The sequence below is a fragment of the Streptomyces sp. 549 genome, assembly GCF_030124175.1.
GTDB lineage: Bacteria > Actinomycetota > Actinomycetes > Streptomycetales > Streptomycetaceae > Streptomyces.
Genome location: NZ_JASKMT010000004.1, coordinates 174199 through 190504, shown reverse-complemented (window position 1 = coordinate 190504; position 16306 = coordinate 174199). Strand labels below are relative to the sequence as shown.

14 protein-coding genes, 1 tRNA gene and 1 pseudogene are annotated in these 16306 nt (G+C 70.2%); 7 read left to right on the top strand and 9 right to left on the bottom strand.

Features of this window, described 5'->3' with window-relative positions; all coding sequences use genetic code 11:
* Nucleotides 1–10 precede the first annotated feature (10 nt).
* Together QNO07_RS06900 and QNO07_RS06895 are read right to left on the bottom strand one after the other, a co-directional pair.
* Nucleotides 11–232 (bottom strand): antitoxin, encoded by a 222-nt coding sequence (locus tag QNO07_RS06900; protein WP_283990723.1) that lies wholly within the window; start codon nt 230–232, stop codon nt 11–13.
* Between the two features lie 335 nt (nt 233–567).
* On the bottom strand, nt 568–1371 hold the full coding sequence (locus QNO07_RS06895) for a hypothetical protein (RefSeq protein ID WP_283990722.1): 804 nt from the start codon (nt 1369–1371) through the stop codon (nt 568–570).
* 625 nt (nt 1372–1996) lie between these two features.
* On the opposite strand from QNO07_RS06895, the gene QNO07_RS06890 reads away from it, so the two are divergent.
* The 3 genes from QNO07_RS06890 to QNO07_RS06880 all read left to right on the top strand — a co-directional run bounded on the left by QNO07_RS06890 (nt 1997) and on the right by QNO07_RS06880 (nt 4030).
* A complete protein-coding gene (locus QNO07_RS06890) occupies nt 1997–2401 on the top strand; it encodes a BlaI/MecI/CopY family transcriptional regulator (RefSeq protein ID WP_283990721.1) in 405 nt (134 codons plus the stop codon).
* Nucleotides 2402–2404: 3 nt separating this feature from the next.
* Complete coding sequence (locus tag QNO07_RS06885; RefSeq protein WP_283990720.1) at nt 2405–3334, top strand: M56 family metallopeptidase; 930 nt, start codon at nt 2405–2407, stop codon at nt 3332–3334.
* 180 nt (nt 3335–3514) lie between these two features.
* Nucleotides 3515–4030 carry a hypothetical protein gene (locus QNO07_RS06880; RefSeq protein ID WP_283990719.1) on the top strand — a complete coding sequence of 172 codons (516 nt, stop codon included), beginning with the start codon at nt 3515–3517 and terminating at the stop codon, nt 4028–4030.
* 231 nt (nt 4031–4261) lie between these two features.
* On the opposite strand, the gene QNO07_RS06875 is transcribed toward QNO07_RS06880, so the two are convergent.
* Nucleotides 4262–5494: an outer membrane protein assembly factor BamB family protein gene (locus QNO07_RS06875; RefSeq protein ID WP_283990717.1), complete on the bottom strand. Its 1233-nt coding sequence runs from the start codon at nt 5492–5494 to the stop codon at nt 4262–4264.
* 1298 nt (nt 5495–6792) lie between these two features.
* Between QNO07_RS06875 and QNO07_RS06870 the strand changes: the two genes are divergently transcribed.
* Nucleotides 6793–7071, top strand: a complete 279-nt coding sequence (locus QNO07_RS06870; protein ID WP_283990716.1) for a type II toxin-antitoxin system Phd/YefM family antitoxin — start codon at nt 6793–6795, stop codon at nt 7069–7071.
* Nucleotides 7068–7334 carry a Txe/YoeB family addiction module toxin gene (locus tag QNO07_RS06865; protein ID WP_283990714.1) on the top strand — a complete coding sequence of 89 codons (267 nt, stop codon included), beginning with the start codon at nt 7068–7070 and terminating at the stop codon, nt 7332–7334. The genes QNO07_RS06870 and QNO07_RS06865 overlap by 4 nt, the downstream gene beginning before the upstream one ends.
* Before the next feature lie 282 nt (nt 7335–7616).
* Here the strand turns inward: QNO07_RS06865 and QNO07_RS06860 are convergent.
* The 4 genes and pseudogenes from QNO07_RS06860 to QNO07_RS06845 form a co-directional block, all read right to left on the bottom strand.
* Nucleotides 7617–7847 (bottom strand): annotated as a pseudogene (locus tag QNO07_RS06860) (type 1 glutamine amidotransferase family protein); the annotation flags it as partial.
* 258 nt (nt 7848–8105) lie between these two features.
* Nucleotides 8106–10757, bottom strand: a complete 2652-nt coding sequence (locus QNO07_RS06855) for an RICIN domain-containing protein (protein WP_283990712.1) — start codon at nt 10755–10757, stop codon at nt 8106–8108.
* 408 nt (nt 10758–11165) lie between these two features.
* Entirely contained in the window at nt 11166–12722 is a 1557-nt protein-coding gene (locus QNO07_RS06850; RefSeq protein WP_283990711.1) for a sigma-70 family RNA polymerase sigma factor, read from the bottom strand.
* A 245-nt stretch (nt 12723–12967) separates the two neighbouring features.
* Nucleotides 12968–13041, bottom strand: a tRNA-Gly gene (locus QNO07_RS06845).
* 584 nt (nt 13042–13625) lie between these two features.
* On the opposite strand from QNO07_RS06845, the gene dcd reads away from it, so the two are divergent.
* Both dcd and QNO07_RS06835 read left to right on the top strand, forming a co-directional pair.
* Nucleotides 13626–14201 (top strand): dCTP deaminase, encoded by a 576-nt coding sequence (dcd, locus tag QNO07_RS06840; protein WP_283990710.1) that lies wholly within the window; start codon nt 13626–13628, stop codon nt 14199–14201.
* Between the two features lie 4 nt (nt 14202–14205).
* Complete coding sequence (locus tag QNO07_RS06835) at nt 14206–14739, top strand: phosphoribosyltransferase (RefSeq protein WP_283990709.1); 534 nt, start codon at nt 14206–14208, stop codon at nt 14737–14739.
* Nucleotides 14740–14789: 50 nt separating this feature from the next.
* Here QNO07_RS06835 and QNO07_RS06830 read toward each other — a convergent pair whose 3' ends face one another.
* Both QNO07_RS06830 and QNO07_RS06825 read right to left on the bottom strand, forming a co-directional pair.
* Nucleotides 14790–15317, bottom strand: a complete 528-nt coding sequence (locus tag QNO07_RS06830; protein ID WP_283990708.1) for a GNAT family N-acetyltransferase — start codon at nt 15315–15317, stop codon at nt 14790–14792.
* A gap of 39 nt (nt 15318–15356) precedes the next feature.
* Nucleotides 15357–15821, bottom strand: a complete 465-nt coding sequence (locus tag QNO07_RS06825; RefSeq protein WP_283990707.1) for a hypothetical protein — start codon at nt 15819–15821, stop codon at nt 15357–15359.
* Nucleotides 15822–16306 lie beyond the last annotated feature (485 nt).

The window sequence follows — 16306 nt, the reverse complement described above, 5'->3', positions numbered from 1 at the left end:
CGTGTGCGTGTCAGCCGGCCGACTTCCCCTCGCCGAGGCGCTCGACGAGGTCCTGGGCTTTGTCGACGCCGGTGTCGATCTGCTCGCTGTACTTGCCGGAGGTCTTGTCGTCGACGAACTCCCCGGCCTTCTCCAGGCCCTGGGTGATCTTGTCGCCGTGGCTCTCGGCGATGTCCTCGACCTTCTCCTTCAGGTTCTGCAGGTCCGTCAGGTCCTTCAGCTTGTCGAACATCTCTTGTCTGCGCTCCTTGTGTGCGGGCGTGGCCCGCCCTCCGGCGGGTGGCCTGCCGGTCCGGGGTTCGGATGACGGCTACCGGCCACCACGAGGACGGGGACGAAGCGGGGCAAGTGCGGGCGCTGGTGGCGGCCAAAATCTACAACATTGTAGAAGATGCTGGGAGAGGCACGAGGGGCGCAGGAGTGCGGGACGGAGCGCGGAGTGCGCCTGCGGTACCACGGCGATGCACCCGCGTCTGCCCCTGCGCCCACGTCTGCCCCCGCGCCTGCGTACGGTGCTGGTGCCTGCGGTGGTGCCAGTCGGTGGGCCGTGCCGGCGTCCCGGCCGCCTCACTCCTCGAACGGCCTGACGGGCTTCCCGAAGTCCGGGCTGGCGTAGTCCGGGCTGGCGAAGTCCGGCTTCCCGAAGTCGGGGGTGGCGTAGTCCGGCTTCCCGTAGTCCGGCTTTCCGAAGTCCGGTCGGCTGTAGCCCAGCCGGGCGCGGGTCGTCGGAGCTCGATCGGGCTGTGCCGTCGGTGTGCTCGCGGCGAGAGCCGGGGACTCGGGGAGTCCGAGTTCGCGGCGCAGGTGCGGAAGCAGGCCACGCCGCAGGAGGGCGTTCAACCAGGCGGCGTGGGCCTGCGCGACAGCGTCCGGAAGAGGGCCGTGGCGTTCCGCGACGCGGTGGCGTTTCACCGTCAGGGCAAGCCCGGCCCCCGCCGCCAAGCCGGTGGCGGCGGTGACGGCCGCAGCGGTCCAACCCGCGCCGATGAGTGCCTCCGCCAGCTGCGCCGCGACTCCCATCGCGCGCAGGATGTGGCCCAGCAGCAGGAAGATCGCCGTCGCCACGGCGGACAGGAGCGGCGTGAGGACGGCGAGAGCAGCGACGACGGCCTTCACGCCCTCGCCTTCGCCCGAGGCAGGCGCGGCCCGGGCCGTCCTCGACCGCACGTCCAGCAGCGCCTTGTACTCGGGCGCCGCCTCGGCGGCGAGTGTGTCGGCGGCCGTCCGGACCCGGGCACGCAGTGCGTCCACGGCGTACGGGGCGTCGGGGCGGCGGAGCGCTGCCCGGACGTCAGGTGTGTCGAGTGCCCTCTGCAGCGCGTTCTCGAACGCGGCCCCGTCCTCGGGGCGTAGCGGTGCGGGCTCGTCCATGCTCATCCCTGTGCTGTTGTTCGGATTGACGCGGCCCGTCCCCGGAGTGGGCCGGGCGCCGTGAAAGGGGTGTGGAAAGCGGGGTCCTGCGTGCCGCGCAGCCCGGCGCCGCGATGCGGACGCCGACATGGACCCGGCTGGGCGCGCGGAGCTCTCGCCCACCGCCGTGCCGGTGGGACTCGCCGGATCTCCTCGGAACTCGCCCCGGCTCAGGGAGCCCTGACGGCGGTCCCCCCGCTCGGGTCTTGACCGGCAGGGCTCGACGGCGACGGTGGACGGGCCGGGGGCCTGCTTGCCCAGTGAGACGTTGCTGCCTCGGGCGACCCGGTCGCACCCATGCGTAGTTCCTCTCATCCACGCGGGCCGGGTGGGCGTACTCACCGGCCCGGGCGTTGTCCGAAGTGCTGAATCTACAGCAGCGTAGAAGTTGACGGGCCGGGTTCGGGCTTGTTCTCCGCCCTTCGTACGCCGTCCACCGTCACCGTTCACCCCTGCACGCAGGACAGGGCCGGAGACCGCATGCGTGCCGACGCCGGACCGTGCGCGGGGGAGCTGAGCAGCGCGGACTCAGTACCATCGTTCTCCTCACCAGACCTGCGAGAGCTGCGAGCGGGAAGCGGGCAACATGACCGAGGGGAACGAGGGGCGGGCCGGCCGTCCGCCCGTCCGCCGGGCGCAGGGCGAGCTGGAGACAGAGGTGCTGACCGCGCTGCGGAACGCACAGAGCCCCGTCACCGCCGCATACGTGCAGGCGCGGCTCGGCCGCGGTCTCGCCTACACGACGGTGATCACCACGTTGACCCGGCTGTGGGCCAAGGGCGCGGTGGCCCGGCGGCGAGCCGGACGGGCCTTCGAGTGGACGGCGGTCGCGGACGAGGCAGGGCTGGCGGCGCTGCGCATGCGCCGGCTACTCGACGCGGAGGCGGACCGCGACGCGGTCCTCGCCAGCTTCGTCACCGCGCTGCTGCCCGGCGACGAGCAGCTGCTGCGCGGCCTTCTGGCTCGTGACGCCGAAGAGCCCGAAGGCTGACAGGTGGGCGTCTTCGTCTTCCTGCCCCTGGTCCTGCCGCTGTCGGCGTGGCCGATAGCCAGGCTGGCCGAGCAGCACCTGCACCCCCGTGCCGCCACCTGGCTGCTGACCGTGGTCGCCGTGGTCCTTGCGGTCTGCAGCACCCTGTGCCTGGCCCTGGTGATGGTTGTCGGCACCGCGCAGCTCCCCGGCAATCCCCTGCCGGACGGCTGGTCGCACGCGGAGGTCCGTGAGGCGGTGCCCTTCGACGAGGTCGCCGGCAAAGCGTCCATCCCCGCCCTGGCCGCCGCTCTCGCCTGCTGCGCCTGGACGGCCTGGCGTCACCGCCGAGTACGGCTCCGGGCGCTGCAGGCCCTCGCGGACCTGTCGCCGAAGCGCGTGGCGGTCCTTCCGGACGATGTTCCCTACGCCTACGCGCTGCCCGGGAAGCCCGACCGGGTCGTCGCGACGACAGGCATGCTGCACAAGCTGACCAGCTCCGAGCGCCGCGCTCTGTTCGCCCACGAGCGCGCCCATCTCGCGTGCCGTCATCACCGCTTCGTGCTCGCCGTGCAGATTGCCGCGCGCGCGAACCCGTTCCTGCGTCCGCTGCGCACCGCCGTCGGGTACTCCATCGAGCGGTGGGCCGACGAGGAAGCCGCCGCCCGAATCGGGGACCGCCGACTCGTGGCGAGGGCGGTCGGCAGGGCCGCCCTGGTGTCCCGCGGCACACCGGGAACCGCCCTGGCGGGGTTCGCCGCTCCGGGGCCGGTACCGCGCCGGGTGGCCGCGCTCCTGGGCCCGACGCCCTCACCGCGGAACTGGCCACCGGTGTTCACCGCGGTGGGCCTGGCCGCATGGGCGGCAGCCGCCGGCACCACGGCCTCGGCTCTGTCGTCCGCCAATGCCGCCGTGAGCCTCTTCCTCATCCTGGAGGAAGCCACCCCGCTGTAGTCGGCCCGGCCCGGCCTCGGCCGCAGTGTGGACATCTCCTGACGTTGTGTCAGCTAGCGGACACACTTCGTTGCGACAGTGCCGGACACCTTGACGCGTGTCATGTTCATGCCTACCTTCGCAAGGGTTACCGCCGGTAAGTCACCGGCGCGGCGAACGGCGACCCATGGAGGCTCCCCCATGCCCCGTCCCACTCGTTTCTCCCTGTCCACCCCCACGAAGGCCGCGGCCGTGCTGGTAAGCGCGCTGACCGTGGCCGCCCTGACGGTCGGCTCGGCCGGCGCCGCCCCGGTCAGTGCTGCCCAGGGCAGCGTCGACGGCACCATCGGAACGGGCACTTCCACGTGCAGCTGGACTGACGGCGTCACCAGCGACACCGCGCCCAACACCCTCACGCTGGATCGTTCAACCGTCAACACCCCTGGCGGCAATCTGAGTTGCTCCGGCATCAGCGGAGTGCTCAACAACGACCCGACCGTGTCGTTCGACGACGCCGCCGGCACGGCCACCGTCGATCTGCTGGACGTCTCGGTCACGGTGATCGGCATCGCCTGCCGCTACCAGGCGGTGGACATGGCGGCGGAGCGCGACGGTGACACCCGCGACTACGCGGCGACCGCCGAAGTGCCGCTGCACACGGGCAGCTTCTTCTGCCCGAGCACCGTGTCGATCGACACCACGTTCAGCTTCCGCTGATCCTGACCCGCACCACTCTGATCATCCGGCCCGGCCGCCCGTTGGCGGCCGGGCCGGATGGCTGCGGCAGGGCAGGAGGGGAGCACGGCAAACCGACTGGCCCATGAGACGTCCCCCTGTCTGAGGCCCCGGGGCCTCAGACAGGGGGACGATGAGCGGTCGTCGCAGCCGTCCCGCTCAACGGCCTGCCGTCGTCAGCGACCCCCGTCAACTCAACACGTCATGGCACCGCTAGGCGGGCAGCGCGTGCAGCTTCTTGCCGTGCAGGGCGAAGACGTGCTTGCCGTCGGTGGCCACCAGCCATGCGTGATGGTCACCGGACCCGTCGTTGAACGTCCAGCGCAGGTCACCGGTCTTCGCATCGAAGGCGTGTACGCCGCCCTGTTTGTCGAGGGCGGTGGCTGCGTAGAGAGTGCCGCCCGTCTCGACGAACTGCCGGGGCACCTGGGCCGCCGCGTCCGCGAGGGCCTTGGACTGCCAGATCTTCCTGCCGGTCTGCGGCTCGATGGCCCAGAGCGTTCTACCGCTGTCCGCGACATAGAGCACGTCGTCCAGGACGGCCGGCTCCCTGAAGGCGTCGAACTTCTCGGTCTGCACGGACCACTTCTCGGCGCCGTCAGAGAGGTTGAAGGCCTGGAGCTTCTGTCCCTGCGGGATGATCACCAGGTCCTGGTGGATGGCGAAGAAGCCGTGGTTCGTCTTCGTCGTCCTACGGGTCCACACCTGCTTGCCGGTGGCGGTGTCGCGAACCGTGAGGTTCTTCTTGAAGTCGGTGTAGACGAGGTAGCGGCCCTGAACGGCGGCGTTGACGCCGTTCTGCTCGGTGCCGAGGTCCCGCTGCTCCTTCCACGCCACCTTGCCCGTGACGCTGTTGAGCGCGGCGATCACGTTGGTGTGGGACGAGCCGTCGTCCTCGAGTATCTCGGCGATGACGTACACCTGCTTCCCGTCCACCGCGATCGGCCTCGGTTGCCGGTACTCCTTGCCCAGGCGGCTGCGCCAGGTCTCCTTGCCCGAGGCCGGGTCATATCCGCCGACGGTGCCGTCGTACCTCCCGCTGGCCAGGTACACGGTGTTGTTGCCGAGCAGGAGCGGCGCACCGGGCACCGCGCCGCCCTCCAGCGACCACCGCTCCTCGCCGGTCGCCGCTTCGAGGGCGGCAAGCGGGTCACCCGTCGCGATCACCACGCCCGCGGCGGCCACGAGCTCGTCGTTGTTCCCGTAGGTCTGCGCCGAGGTCGACTTCGTCCACAGCGGCTTGGGGGCCCGTCCGTCCTCGGCGGCGGCGCCCTCGGACGGGGTGCGGCCGGCGGAGGTCTCGGAGCCCGCCTTGCCGGCCGTGTCGTCCTCACGGCAGCCAGCGGCTCCGGCCCCCAGCACCGCCAGCGTGAGACCGCCCCCGGCCAGCCGCAGCACCCGACGCCGGTTGGGCCTGCCGTCCGATGGGCTCTGGTTGTTCGACATGATGTTGTCCCCCGTGAAGTCGCGTACGCAGCACGATGAGAGGGCCGCGCTCTCGCTTCGGTGCGCGGCCCTCGCGGTCGGGAACGTTAGCCGCTGCCGGGCGGTCGCGGTGACGCCGGGACCCGACAGGGACAACGCCGTGAACCAATCGGTACGTTGACCCCCGCGGTGCTGAGGACCTCACATCGACGGCAACAGCACCCCGCCACCTTCGCCGACCCGAAGCCCCTGGCTCCTCCTCCCACCTGCCAAACGGCTCTCGCCGCCCTGTCGCCTGCCGACTGCGAAGCCCCCTTGCAGACCGCCGCTCACCAGCTCGACGGGCACGCGACTGGCACGAGCGGTGACACCACTCACGGTCGGCCCTGGGTCCTTGGGACAGCCCGGTGCTTCCGGTGCCACCAGGGTCCTGCTCGATGTCCCACCGGCTCGACGCGTCGAGCCCCCGCCCCTACCGCGCACGCCGGGTTCTTGGCCGTGATGACCGGGCCTGCCGGCACGGTCATCGGGCAGGGACGACGTGCGCCTCCCTGCGGGGGACCCCTGATCCGGACTGGCACGGACATGGCGCACTCGACAAGGGCGACCGCAAGAAGCTGGCCCTGGCTGCAGCCCTGCACGATCGGCACCATGTTGCCTGGCATCAACTCCACGACGAAGGCGCCCGAGCTGATGGCCAGGCGATGTGCGCGTTCCTGTCACCTGACGTGCCATAACGAAGGTCGACCGACATGACGCGTCACGAGCCCGGATTTCCGTGCCCGAGTGGTTGGGGAGGTGGTGCGTAGGTGGTGCGGAGTGCCTCGGAATGCTGGAAAACAAACAACCCCCAGGCCGCTGACCTGGGGGTTTGTCGTGGAGCGGGCGACGGGAATCGAACCCGCGCTCTGAGCTTGGGAATCACCGGCGCTTCTGCGCCGAAAGCCGGCCTGACCTGTCCTGACCTGTGCAGACGCCTGCATCAGGCCCGCTTCCGAGGACTTCTGAGTGTCGCTGGTGACCGGTGGTGACCGCTCTGAAGGGCACGGAAAGGGCACGACCGGCTGGGGCGAGTGCCGGCCGGGCTCCGGTCTTCGGAACCGTCGGCTGCATCAGAGCCCATACGGAGGCTGGGGCTGGTTTGGCCGATCCAACCGTGGCTCCCCGGCGGGGCGGGAGTCAGAAAGGCGACCGGATGGTTGTCCCGGCCTGACGGCGGGAACAGTCAATCCTCAACTCATCCGGTACGTTATTTCGTACGACCCTGGTACTGTATTTGGCACCGGCAAGGGTCGGGATGAGAGAATAGAGGGGTCCCGATGACGATCAGCGCCAGCGAAGCGCGTGCCAACCTTTACCCGCTCATCAAGCAGGTCAACGAGGACCACGCCCCCGTCCGCATCAGCTCCAAGCAGGGCAACGCCGTGCTCATGTCCGAGGACGACTACGAAGCCTGGCAGGAAACCATGTACCTGCTGTCCACACCCGCCAACGCCGCCCGCCTGCTGGCCGCCGTAGCCCGCGACAAGGCGGGCCAGGAGCCCACGGTCACCACCGCCATGGACGAGCTGCGGAACATGGCCGAGGGTACCGCGTGAGGGACATCACCTGGGGCCCGGAAGGCTGGGACGACCTCACGTACTGGATGGGCCAGGACCGCAGGACTCTGCGCCGGATCGTCCGCATCATCGAGGACATCCAGCGCACTCCGGCCGAAGGCATCGGTAGGCCGGAACCGCTCAAGGGCAACCTGTCGGGCTACTGGTCCCGGCGGATCGATGACACCAACCGCGTCGTCTACCGGTTCGACGACAAGGCAGTGAAGATCATCAAGGCTCGGTTCCACTACAGCGACCACTGAACGGACTGGGGGGAATGATGTGCCTGCCGCGTCACCTTCACTCCCCACGCGGAACCGCCCCTACTGGCACGTTGTGGCACGGCCTCCCGAGCGGCGTTACGGGACAAGTCGGCCTGGAGGGGGCGGCGTTGCCCGGCGGAGGTGGGATCAGCAGGGTGCCGGTTCGGCGCACGCCGCGCACGTATCTGATCCGAGGGCCTCGTCAGGCGGGTGGGCGGTAGGACGGGGAAGCGGTCCAGGTTGCTCATGTACGGGGCGTGGCAGTGTGCTCTCCTGCGCGGTTGCCTCCACTCCGGCGCCAGTGACGGTCCGGCCTTCGTCGATGTACAGGGCATCGGGTTCGACGGTGATGCCCGGGTGGCTGTTGGCCAGAAGGCCAGTGAACCGCCAGTGGGTGGTGGCGCGCCGCCCGTCGAGCGGGCCGGCCGCAGCGAGCGCGAAAGCGCCGACACTGTATCCCGCGCCCAGCGCACCGCGTTCATGTGCGGAGGTCAGCGCATCGACTACAGGAGGTCAGCGCATCGACTACAGCGGTCCTGGTGGTGTGCGAAGTCCGCCCAGGGTTCGTGTGCATTGCGCCTGACCTGCGGGAACGTGCGCGGGTAACCTCGTCCTGGATGCTTCGCAGGGCCCCTTGCGGACCGATGTTCACCGCCCCTGCCGGCCACGTTGTGGCACGGCGTCCCGTAGGGGCGGGCAGGCGCCCTCCCTCAGCTCAGCCCAGGCGGGGCCGCAGGCCGTGGTGCCTGCGGCCCCGCTCGGGCATCGGGGTCAGGACGGGTCGCCGTACTGGAGGCCGCGTCCGTTGGTGCCGACGTAGACGCGCCCGTAGGTGTCGGGGTCGCCGGTGATGACACCCTGGCTGCCGATGGCGCCCCACTGGTGGGCGTCGTCGTTGATGCGGAGCCAGGTCGCGCCCTTGTCGGTGGAGCGGAAGACTCCGGTGACGTCCTTGACCGTGCCGATCAGGTACAGGGCCTGGTAGGAGGTGCCCGGCGCTGCCTTGCCGAAGCCGAGGGCGGAGGCGGACTTCACCGTGGTGAGCGTGGTGAAGGTGCGGCCGCCGTCGGTGGAGTGCAGCAGCCCCTTGCCCTCACCGGAGATCCACAGGTCCCCGGCTACACCGGGGACGGCCGTGAGCCGCCCGGTGGGCAGGTTGGCGGCGCGGGCGGTGAAGGTCGCGCCGCCGTCGGTGCTGGCGTACAGCGTGCCGCCGTTCAGCGAGTAGAAGGTGCTGGCGGATGAGCGGTCGGCGACGACCACGGCGCCGGTGCCCAGGCCGCTGACCTTCGACCAGCTCGCCCCCCGGTCGGTCGAGCGGTAAGGGGACTGCCCGCGCTGGGTCCAGACGATCGCGGAGCCGTCCGCCGCGAGCGCGACATGACCGCTGTCGGCGCTGGCCACCGGCTCTGACTTGAAGCCGGTCCAGTTGCTGCCGCCGTCGGTCGAGAAGGCGCCGTCCTGGGCACCGCCACGGCCGACGCGGACCATCAGCGTAGGCTTGGACTGGGCGAAGTCGATGGCGGTGCTGTTGGTCATCATCGGGCTCTTCAGCCGCCCGTCGGGCACCTCGGTCAGGGAGTCGTGGCGGAAGCCGCCCAGGTCACCCATGGCGGTGACGACACTGGCGCCGCCGGGCGGGGCGATCGCGTCAAGGAGCGCGGTCTCCTCCAGCCCTCGGGTCCCCACGTGCCAGTGGCTGGTGCCGCCGCTGTCGGCGGCGTCGGCGTTCTTGCTGCGCCAGATCCCACTGCCGGTGCCGTACATCGCATGCCCGGAGTTGAAGGGGTCGATGGCCAGGGCGGTCATCCAGTGCCCGACGCCCTCACCGACGTACGGAGCGGCGGCGGCGTCCCGCTTCGACTTCGCGCCCTGTGCCTTCCAGGTCGCACCGCCGTCGGTGCTCCGGTAGAACTCGTCCTCGGGCCACCAGCGGCCGAGGGTGGTGACCATCACCGTGGACGGCTTCTGCGGGTCGACGGCCACGCCGGAGAACCCGTATTTGCCCTGGGACGGGGAGATGTCCTTCCACCCGCCGCCGACCGGCGTGTGCTTCCACACCGAACCCGCTGTCACGCCGTTGGGGCCGAGGGCGTTGGTGTACGTCAGGTACAGCGAACCGTCACCGGAGAGCACACCGTTCTGCGGCAACTGCCCCGTGGGTTGCCCGGAGACGGCCTGCCAGGTGCTGCCGCCGTCGGTGGAGCGGTACAGGGAGGTGGACTTGTCGGAGACTCCGACGTAGACCGTCTTGCTCCCGGCCGGGCCGTACGTCACGAAGGAGATGCCCGCGCCACTGCTCGCCCCGTCCTTGACGGGGAACGAGAGTACCTGACTCCATGTCACACCACGGTCGGTGCTGCGCCACAGACCGTTCTTGCGGGAGCCCAGCAGGAGGGTGTCAGGGTTCGCGGGGTCGATCGCCAGCCGTTCACCCGCCCCGCGGCCGTCCTCGTTGGCGCCCACCTTGAAGGGCAGATCGGTGCGCTGGAAGGTGCGGCCCCGGTCGCTGGAGCGCAGGATCGCGCCGTTGCCCGCCCAGTTGTTGGTGTAGGTACCCGTCGAGAGGTAGAGCCGGCCGGGGTTGACGGGGTCGGTCACCACCGAGTCGATGCCCAGCAGGTTCCAGTCCTGCTCGCCGACCCAGTCGGTCAGCGGGATCCACTGCTCGGCCCCGGTGTCCCAGCGGTAGGCGCCGCCCATGTCGGTACGCGCGTACAGCAGGCCTTTCTCCTTCGGGTTGAACACCAGGCCGGTCACGTAACCGCCGCCGACCACCTGGGCGTTCTGCCACACATACGGTCCTGCCGCGGGCTTGGTCTGGCCGTTGCCGGTCCCGGGCGACTGGGTCCCGGGCGACTTCACCAGCTTCCACTGCTGGTTGGGGGTGCCCCGGTCGGGGCGCTGGATGACTGCCGCGCCCTGGGCCTTGGAGGCTCCGTGGACGTCCAGGACCAGGCCGCTCCTGCGGGAGGTGAAGGTGACGGCGTCGGAACCGCTCACCTTGCTGATCCGCCACTCCTGCGAGGTGGAGGAGCTGTCGGTCTGCTGCTCGGCGGCGGCCGCCTGCTTGGTCGAGTCACCCGCGATGCCCAGCACCTTGCCGCTGTTGCGGTTCACCAGCTCGTAGTAGCCGTCCCCCGTGGGCCGCAGCTTCCACTGCTGGTTGGCGGTGTTCTGGTCGGTGTACTGCTGGATACGTATGCCGTCAGCGGTGGAGAAGCTGCTGACGTCCAGCACCTTGCCACTGCGCACGGAGACCAGCCGGTAGTAGGCGTCGCTGTCGACCGTCGCGGCCTGCGAGTCCTCCTGGGTGAACAGGACGTACGGCACGACGCCCAGGGGGATAGCGGCCAGCAGGGCAGTGGCGCTCCAGCGACGGCGGTGACGCCCGCGGCGCCCGCCGTTCGTGGGGTTCTTCATCGGGAGGCGTTCTCCTTGTGTTTCACGGTGGATCGGGCCGGTCAGCGCTGGAGGGTGAGGACACCCGGCCGGTACGGCAGTTGGTCGTAGGGGCCGCCCGCGGTTGGGGACTTGCCCTGGGGGGATGTCGGGGAACTCGCCACACCTGCCCGTCTTGGTGAGCGGCGGGAAGAGCACCCCATGCAAGGGAGGCTTCCGCACTCGCGGTCTCGTAACGGAAAAGTCGCGCCGTCCGGACGATTGCTCAGTGATGCATCTCGCGGGCAGAAAGTGTTATGCCAAGCCCCGCGGTCTGGTCGTCGCTGTGGAAAGGGCGCGCCGCCCCGATCACCAGTGAAGGTTTTCGGAATGGCGGCCGCCGTCGATGAATACGGACCGAAGCTGGATCACATGCTCAAGGAGCGGTTCTCAGGCCCAGGACCTGCGCAGGATGAAGGAAGCCTGGCCGGCGAAGGCCCGAGTGCCGTCGGAGCCATCGAGCCAGATGCCACCGTCGCGGTGGCGGATGACCGATCCCGGATAGTTGTGCGCGTGCAGGGTCACCGACCCGGCGACCGCTCCGGGGCGCGGGCAGAAAGTGGCGTCCTCACGGAACAGGTCGCTGCCGTCGTTGCTGCTCAGCCGGAGCCGCAGGTAATGGTGGCGGAGATACCGGCCGTCCGCAGCGCGGAAGGTGACGCACCGTGTGTCGGCCAGCCCCCCGATGACTGTGAAGGTGGCCCGCTGTCGTGTCTGCGTGCTGCTGGACGTGGGGACTCGGCCGAGCGTCGCGAAGTCGCCGGCATACGTGAGGTACAGGGCGGGCTGGTCCACGGACTCCAGCGACTGTGCACCGTGCGGAACGGTGCCTGCGGAGGCGGACGGGCTCACCGGGGACGGCTCGGCCGGCGTGGTGGTGCGCGACGGGACCGGCGTGGGAGTGCCGACCGCGGGCGCGGCGATGACGCCGGGCTCCCGTTGCGCCGGTTCGGGCCAAGTCACGTAGGTGGCGGTCCCGGCGATGAGCACCGCGCCGGTGGCGAGGCCCACCAGCTGGTGAGCGGTCACCGCGTGGAGTTTGCCGATCAGCGCGCTGTGGAGACCGCCTCCCGTGGTCGCGGCCGCGGTCGCCGTCGCCGTGCCGGCGACGTGTGCCGTGGCCAGCCCGGCGGCGCTCGCGGCTGTACCCGACAGCAGGCCCTTGGCGGCCAGCGCGGCGACGAGGCCGGCTGGGACGGCCAGTGTCGCGAGGCTGCGGAACAGCAGTTCCGCCGGAACCCGTTCTGCCGTCGTCGCCGTGCAGACCGGGCAGCCGCGGGTGTGCCGCGCTATCCGCTTGCGCCACACCGATGCGGGGAGACCGTCCCAGCCGGCGACGGTCTCGTTCAGCTGCGGACAGCGCGGATCGGCCTCCAGCGCAGAGACAATCGTCCGGCTCAGTTCCAACTGCTCGCGCATGCGTTGCAGGCGTACTCCGGCGTGGGCGACACCGAGCCCCGTCGCGGCGGCGATGTCGGCACGGCTCAGCGAGCCGGCGCATTCCTGCCACCACAGTGACAGCAGCGCCCGATGGTCCGGGTCGAGCCACCGGCCGGCTTCGACAACCTGACGGCGCTCGTCCGACGCATGCAGACGCATGATCGTCACGTCTTCGGGTTCTGCGCCGATGTCCGGTATCTGGCGTGCCTCGTCGAGGACCGTGGTCCGGCCGGCGAAGGTGCGCTGGCGATGCCAGTGGGTATTGATCTGGCGCAGCGTGATCGACACCAGCCAGGACCGGAAGCTCTCCGGGGCACGCAGGGCAGGCAGGTCGCGCACCACGCGCAGCAGGGTCTCCTGGACGACGTCGTCGGCGTCGGCGTGACCGCTCAGCGCTCGCCCGACGATGTTGTAGACCAACGGCAGGTACGCGGCGATCAGCTCCTCGCGAGCCCGGTCGTCACCGGCCTGCGCCGCGATGACCAGCCCCGTGTGGTCCGCGTCCATGAGCCCCATCCTCACCTCCCCAAGGGGAGCGATCTTGCCATGCGGGCGGCACAGGAAGCCAGGGATGCCCAGGTCATGGGCATGTACGAGTTCACGGCCCAGTTCGCCACGATGGTGCCGCCACCGCCCGAGATGCAGCAGTTGCTCTTCGCGGTGTCTCAGAGCCCTTCGGCAAGGGATGAGTTCGGCAGAGTGACCGCTGGGGCAACAGACAACCCCCAGGCCGTTGACCTGGGGGTTCGGGGTGGAGCGGGCGACGGGAATCGAACCCGCGCTCTGAGCTTGGGAAGCTCATGTTCTACCATTAAACTACGCCCGCGCGAGCGTCGGCCTGGCCTGCCGGCGGCCTGCTCATCGCGGCTCACTGTACCCCATCCTGGCCCCCTGCCGCTGAGCGCGCGGGGGTCTTTCGGCGTGCTCGGAGCCGGTGCGAGGTGGGGTGCGGCGTGGCGGCCGGGGCGTGGTTCGGGTCGTGACGCGGGGCTGGACGGGAGTGGGTTCGGGCGGCGGGGGGAGGAGGTTGAGGCGTACCGTGGGCTCTCGGAGTGCCGGATGATGTTCGGTGCGGTACCTCCCCTATCGTGGCATTTGTCGTCCACACTCTGGGGAGAGGAACCGATGGATTCCACCGTCGTCCGCTGTGCCGAAGGGCATGTTTTCAGCACCGCCACGTTCCCTATGCAGCAGCTCGGCAGCGACCGGCTCGGGCCGGGACGGCTGCTGCGGTGTCCGCGCTGCGCGCGGCTTCGGCACGCGGTGCCGGTGAGCGCCGCGCGTCGCTGACGGCCGCACCACCCGCGGCGCCGGCCGTTTCGAGGCCGTGACGCGTGACGCGGGGTGACGCAGGACGCGCGAGGGGGCCCGGTTCTGAGGGGCCGGGCTCCGTGCGCGTACGCTCAGCACGTGCTTCTCTCAGACAAGGACATCCGGGCCGAGATCGACGCCGGCCGGGTGAGGATCGACCCCTACGACCCGACGATGGTGCAGCCGTCGAGTATCGACGTGCGTCTGGACCGCTACTTCCGGGTCTTCGAGAACCACCGCTACCCGCACATCGACCCCGCCGTGGAGCAGGCCGACCTGACGCGGCTCATCGAGCCGGAGGGCGACGAGCCGTTCATCCTGCACCCGGGCGAGTTCGTGCTGGCCTCGACGTACGAGGTGGTGTCGCTGCCGGACGACCTGGCGTCGCGCCTGGAGGGCAAGAGCTCGCTGGGACGCCTGGGACTGCTGACGCACTCGACGGCAGGGTTCATCGACCCGGGTTTCTCCGGCCACGTGACGCTGGAACTGAGCAACGTGGCGACGCTTCCCATCAAGCTGTGGCCGGGCATGAAGATCGGCCAGCTGTGCATGTTCCGCCTGTCGTCACCCGCCGAGCACCCGTACGGTTCCGAGCGCTACGGCTCGCGCTACCAGGGGCAGCGGGGGCCGACGCAGTCGCGTTCGTTCCTGCGCTTCCACCGGACGCAGGTCTGACGCCGTGGACGCAGCACCGGACACCGGGCGGCACGCGGCGCGCGAGGAGCTGACGTACGAGCGGTTCGGCGGTGCCGTGCGGGAGTTGGCGCAGACGATCGCCGATGACGGCTTCGAGCCGGACATCATCCTGTCGGTGGCACGCGGCGGGGTGTTCGTCGCCGGCGGCCTTGCGTACGCGCTGGGCTGCAAGAACCTGCACCTGGTGAACGTCGAGTTCTACACCGGCGTCGGCACGACGCTGGACATGCCGGTGATGCTGGCGCCGGTGCCGAACGCGATCGACTTCTCCGACAAGCGGGTGCTGATCGCCGACGACGTGGCGGACACCGGGAAGACGTTGAAGCTCATCCACGACTTCTGCGAGGGCTACGTCGCCGACGTGCGCAGCGCGGTGATCTACGAGAAGACGCAGTCGCTCGTCAAGTGCGAGTACGTCTGGAAGCGCACCGACGAGTGGATCAACTTCCCGTGGAGCGTCCTGCCTCCGGTGCACAGGTCCGGCGCTGCTCCCAGGGAGAACAACGAAGCCATCTGAGCTGCCGCTTGTTCCGGCGGGCCGGGCATGCCGGCTTCGCGGCGCGTGGCTCAGCTCAGGTCGGCACCGGCCGGGGCCTCGCGGGTCATGGGCAGGGTCGGCAGCCTTCCTCGCCAGAGGTAGCGGTCGCCCGTGATCTCGAAGCCGTGTCGTCGGTAGAACCGGATCGCGCCTGCGTTGTAGTCGGCGACCCCCAGGCGTATGTGTGCAGGTCCTGCCCAGGCGAGGAACTCGGTCATCAGCTGGCCACCGAGTCCGTGGCCCTGGGCGTGGTCCAGCAAGTACATCGGCCCCAGGGTGACCGACTCCTCCCGGTGGCCGCGGAGATAGCCGACGATCTCCGTCTCGGACCGGACGACACGGCAGAAGTGCAGGTGGGGGTGCTGGCTCGCCACCTCGATGAACTCCCGCCACTGGGTGATGCCTTCCGTGCCGGCGGACGAACCGCGATGCTCACGGATCCAGAGCTCGTCGATCCCCGCGTCTGCGTTGGGGTAGTTCTCCAGCCAGTTGCGCAGGTGCAAGGGCCCCAGCGTCGCGGCGTCATCCAGGTGGGCGGCGGTGATCACGTAGGCCATGTCTGACGATATCCGAGCGGCGGGCATCCCGCCCCGCCCTCACGCCGCCCGGCGGGCGGCGAGGGGGTGGGGGCGGCCGTAGCGGCGGCCTTCGACGGGGAAGGCGTCGATGCGGCGGCGGACGTCCTCCAGACGGGTGTCGTCCCAGCCTTCGTGCCGGGCCAGGCCCTCGTACTGCTCGCGGACGGTCTCCAGGTTGTTGAGCATGCGGGCCTCGTCGTGGCGGGCGCGGCGCTGGAGCGGGACTGCCCACAGGATCTGGATGACGCCGACGGTGGTTGCGGCGGCCAGGCAGGTCAGGCCGGCGTGGGTCCAGGGGCGGTCCGGTGCCGTCAGCAGCAGCAGCGAGACCACCGCGCCGGTCAGTACGGCCGCAGCCTGGGCGGCGCGGCTCAGTACCGAACTGGTCTGCTCCTTCCGCACGAGCGGGCGGAGCCGCTCCGCGTCGCGCAGCGCGTTCTCCAGTTGGGTGCCGTCGAGGTGCGGCGTCTGATTGGTGGTCATCGTGTGCTCTCCAGGGCGCTCTTGACGTGTGGTCACCGCTCGGGCTCGCCGGGCGGCGTACTGCGGCAGCACCGGCGGGGCCTGGGGCCGGTGCGGTGGCGGTGCCGCCGACGGGGCCGGCGGCCGGCGCTCCGGAACGGTGCTCCGAAACGTCCGCTGCCTGCCTGGTGCTGCCTGAGGGCTGTGCGGTGGTGCGTGCTGCTGTCGGTGCCTGCCTCGCGTGTCCGCGGCGGCTGGCCGCCGGTGGACCCCCCGGCCTCCGGGCGGCTGCCGGTCGCCGGGCCGGGCGGCCCGGTAAGACGGAGGCATTCCACGAGTTCGGCGTGGGAAACCTCCGCGGGCCGCGAATGTGCCACTCGTGGCTGCCGGCTGCGGGAGCCGTCCGTCGTCCAGCGCGTGCCCGCGGACCTGGCATATCAACCCTTGAGCGTCAACAAACCTTTTTTGGACTTCAGTTGAAGCGTGCACAGGTCTTCCCTGTTGTG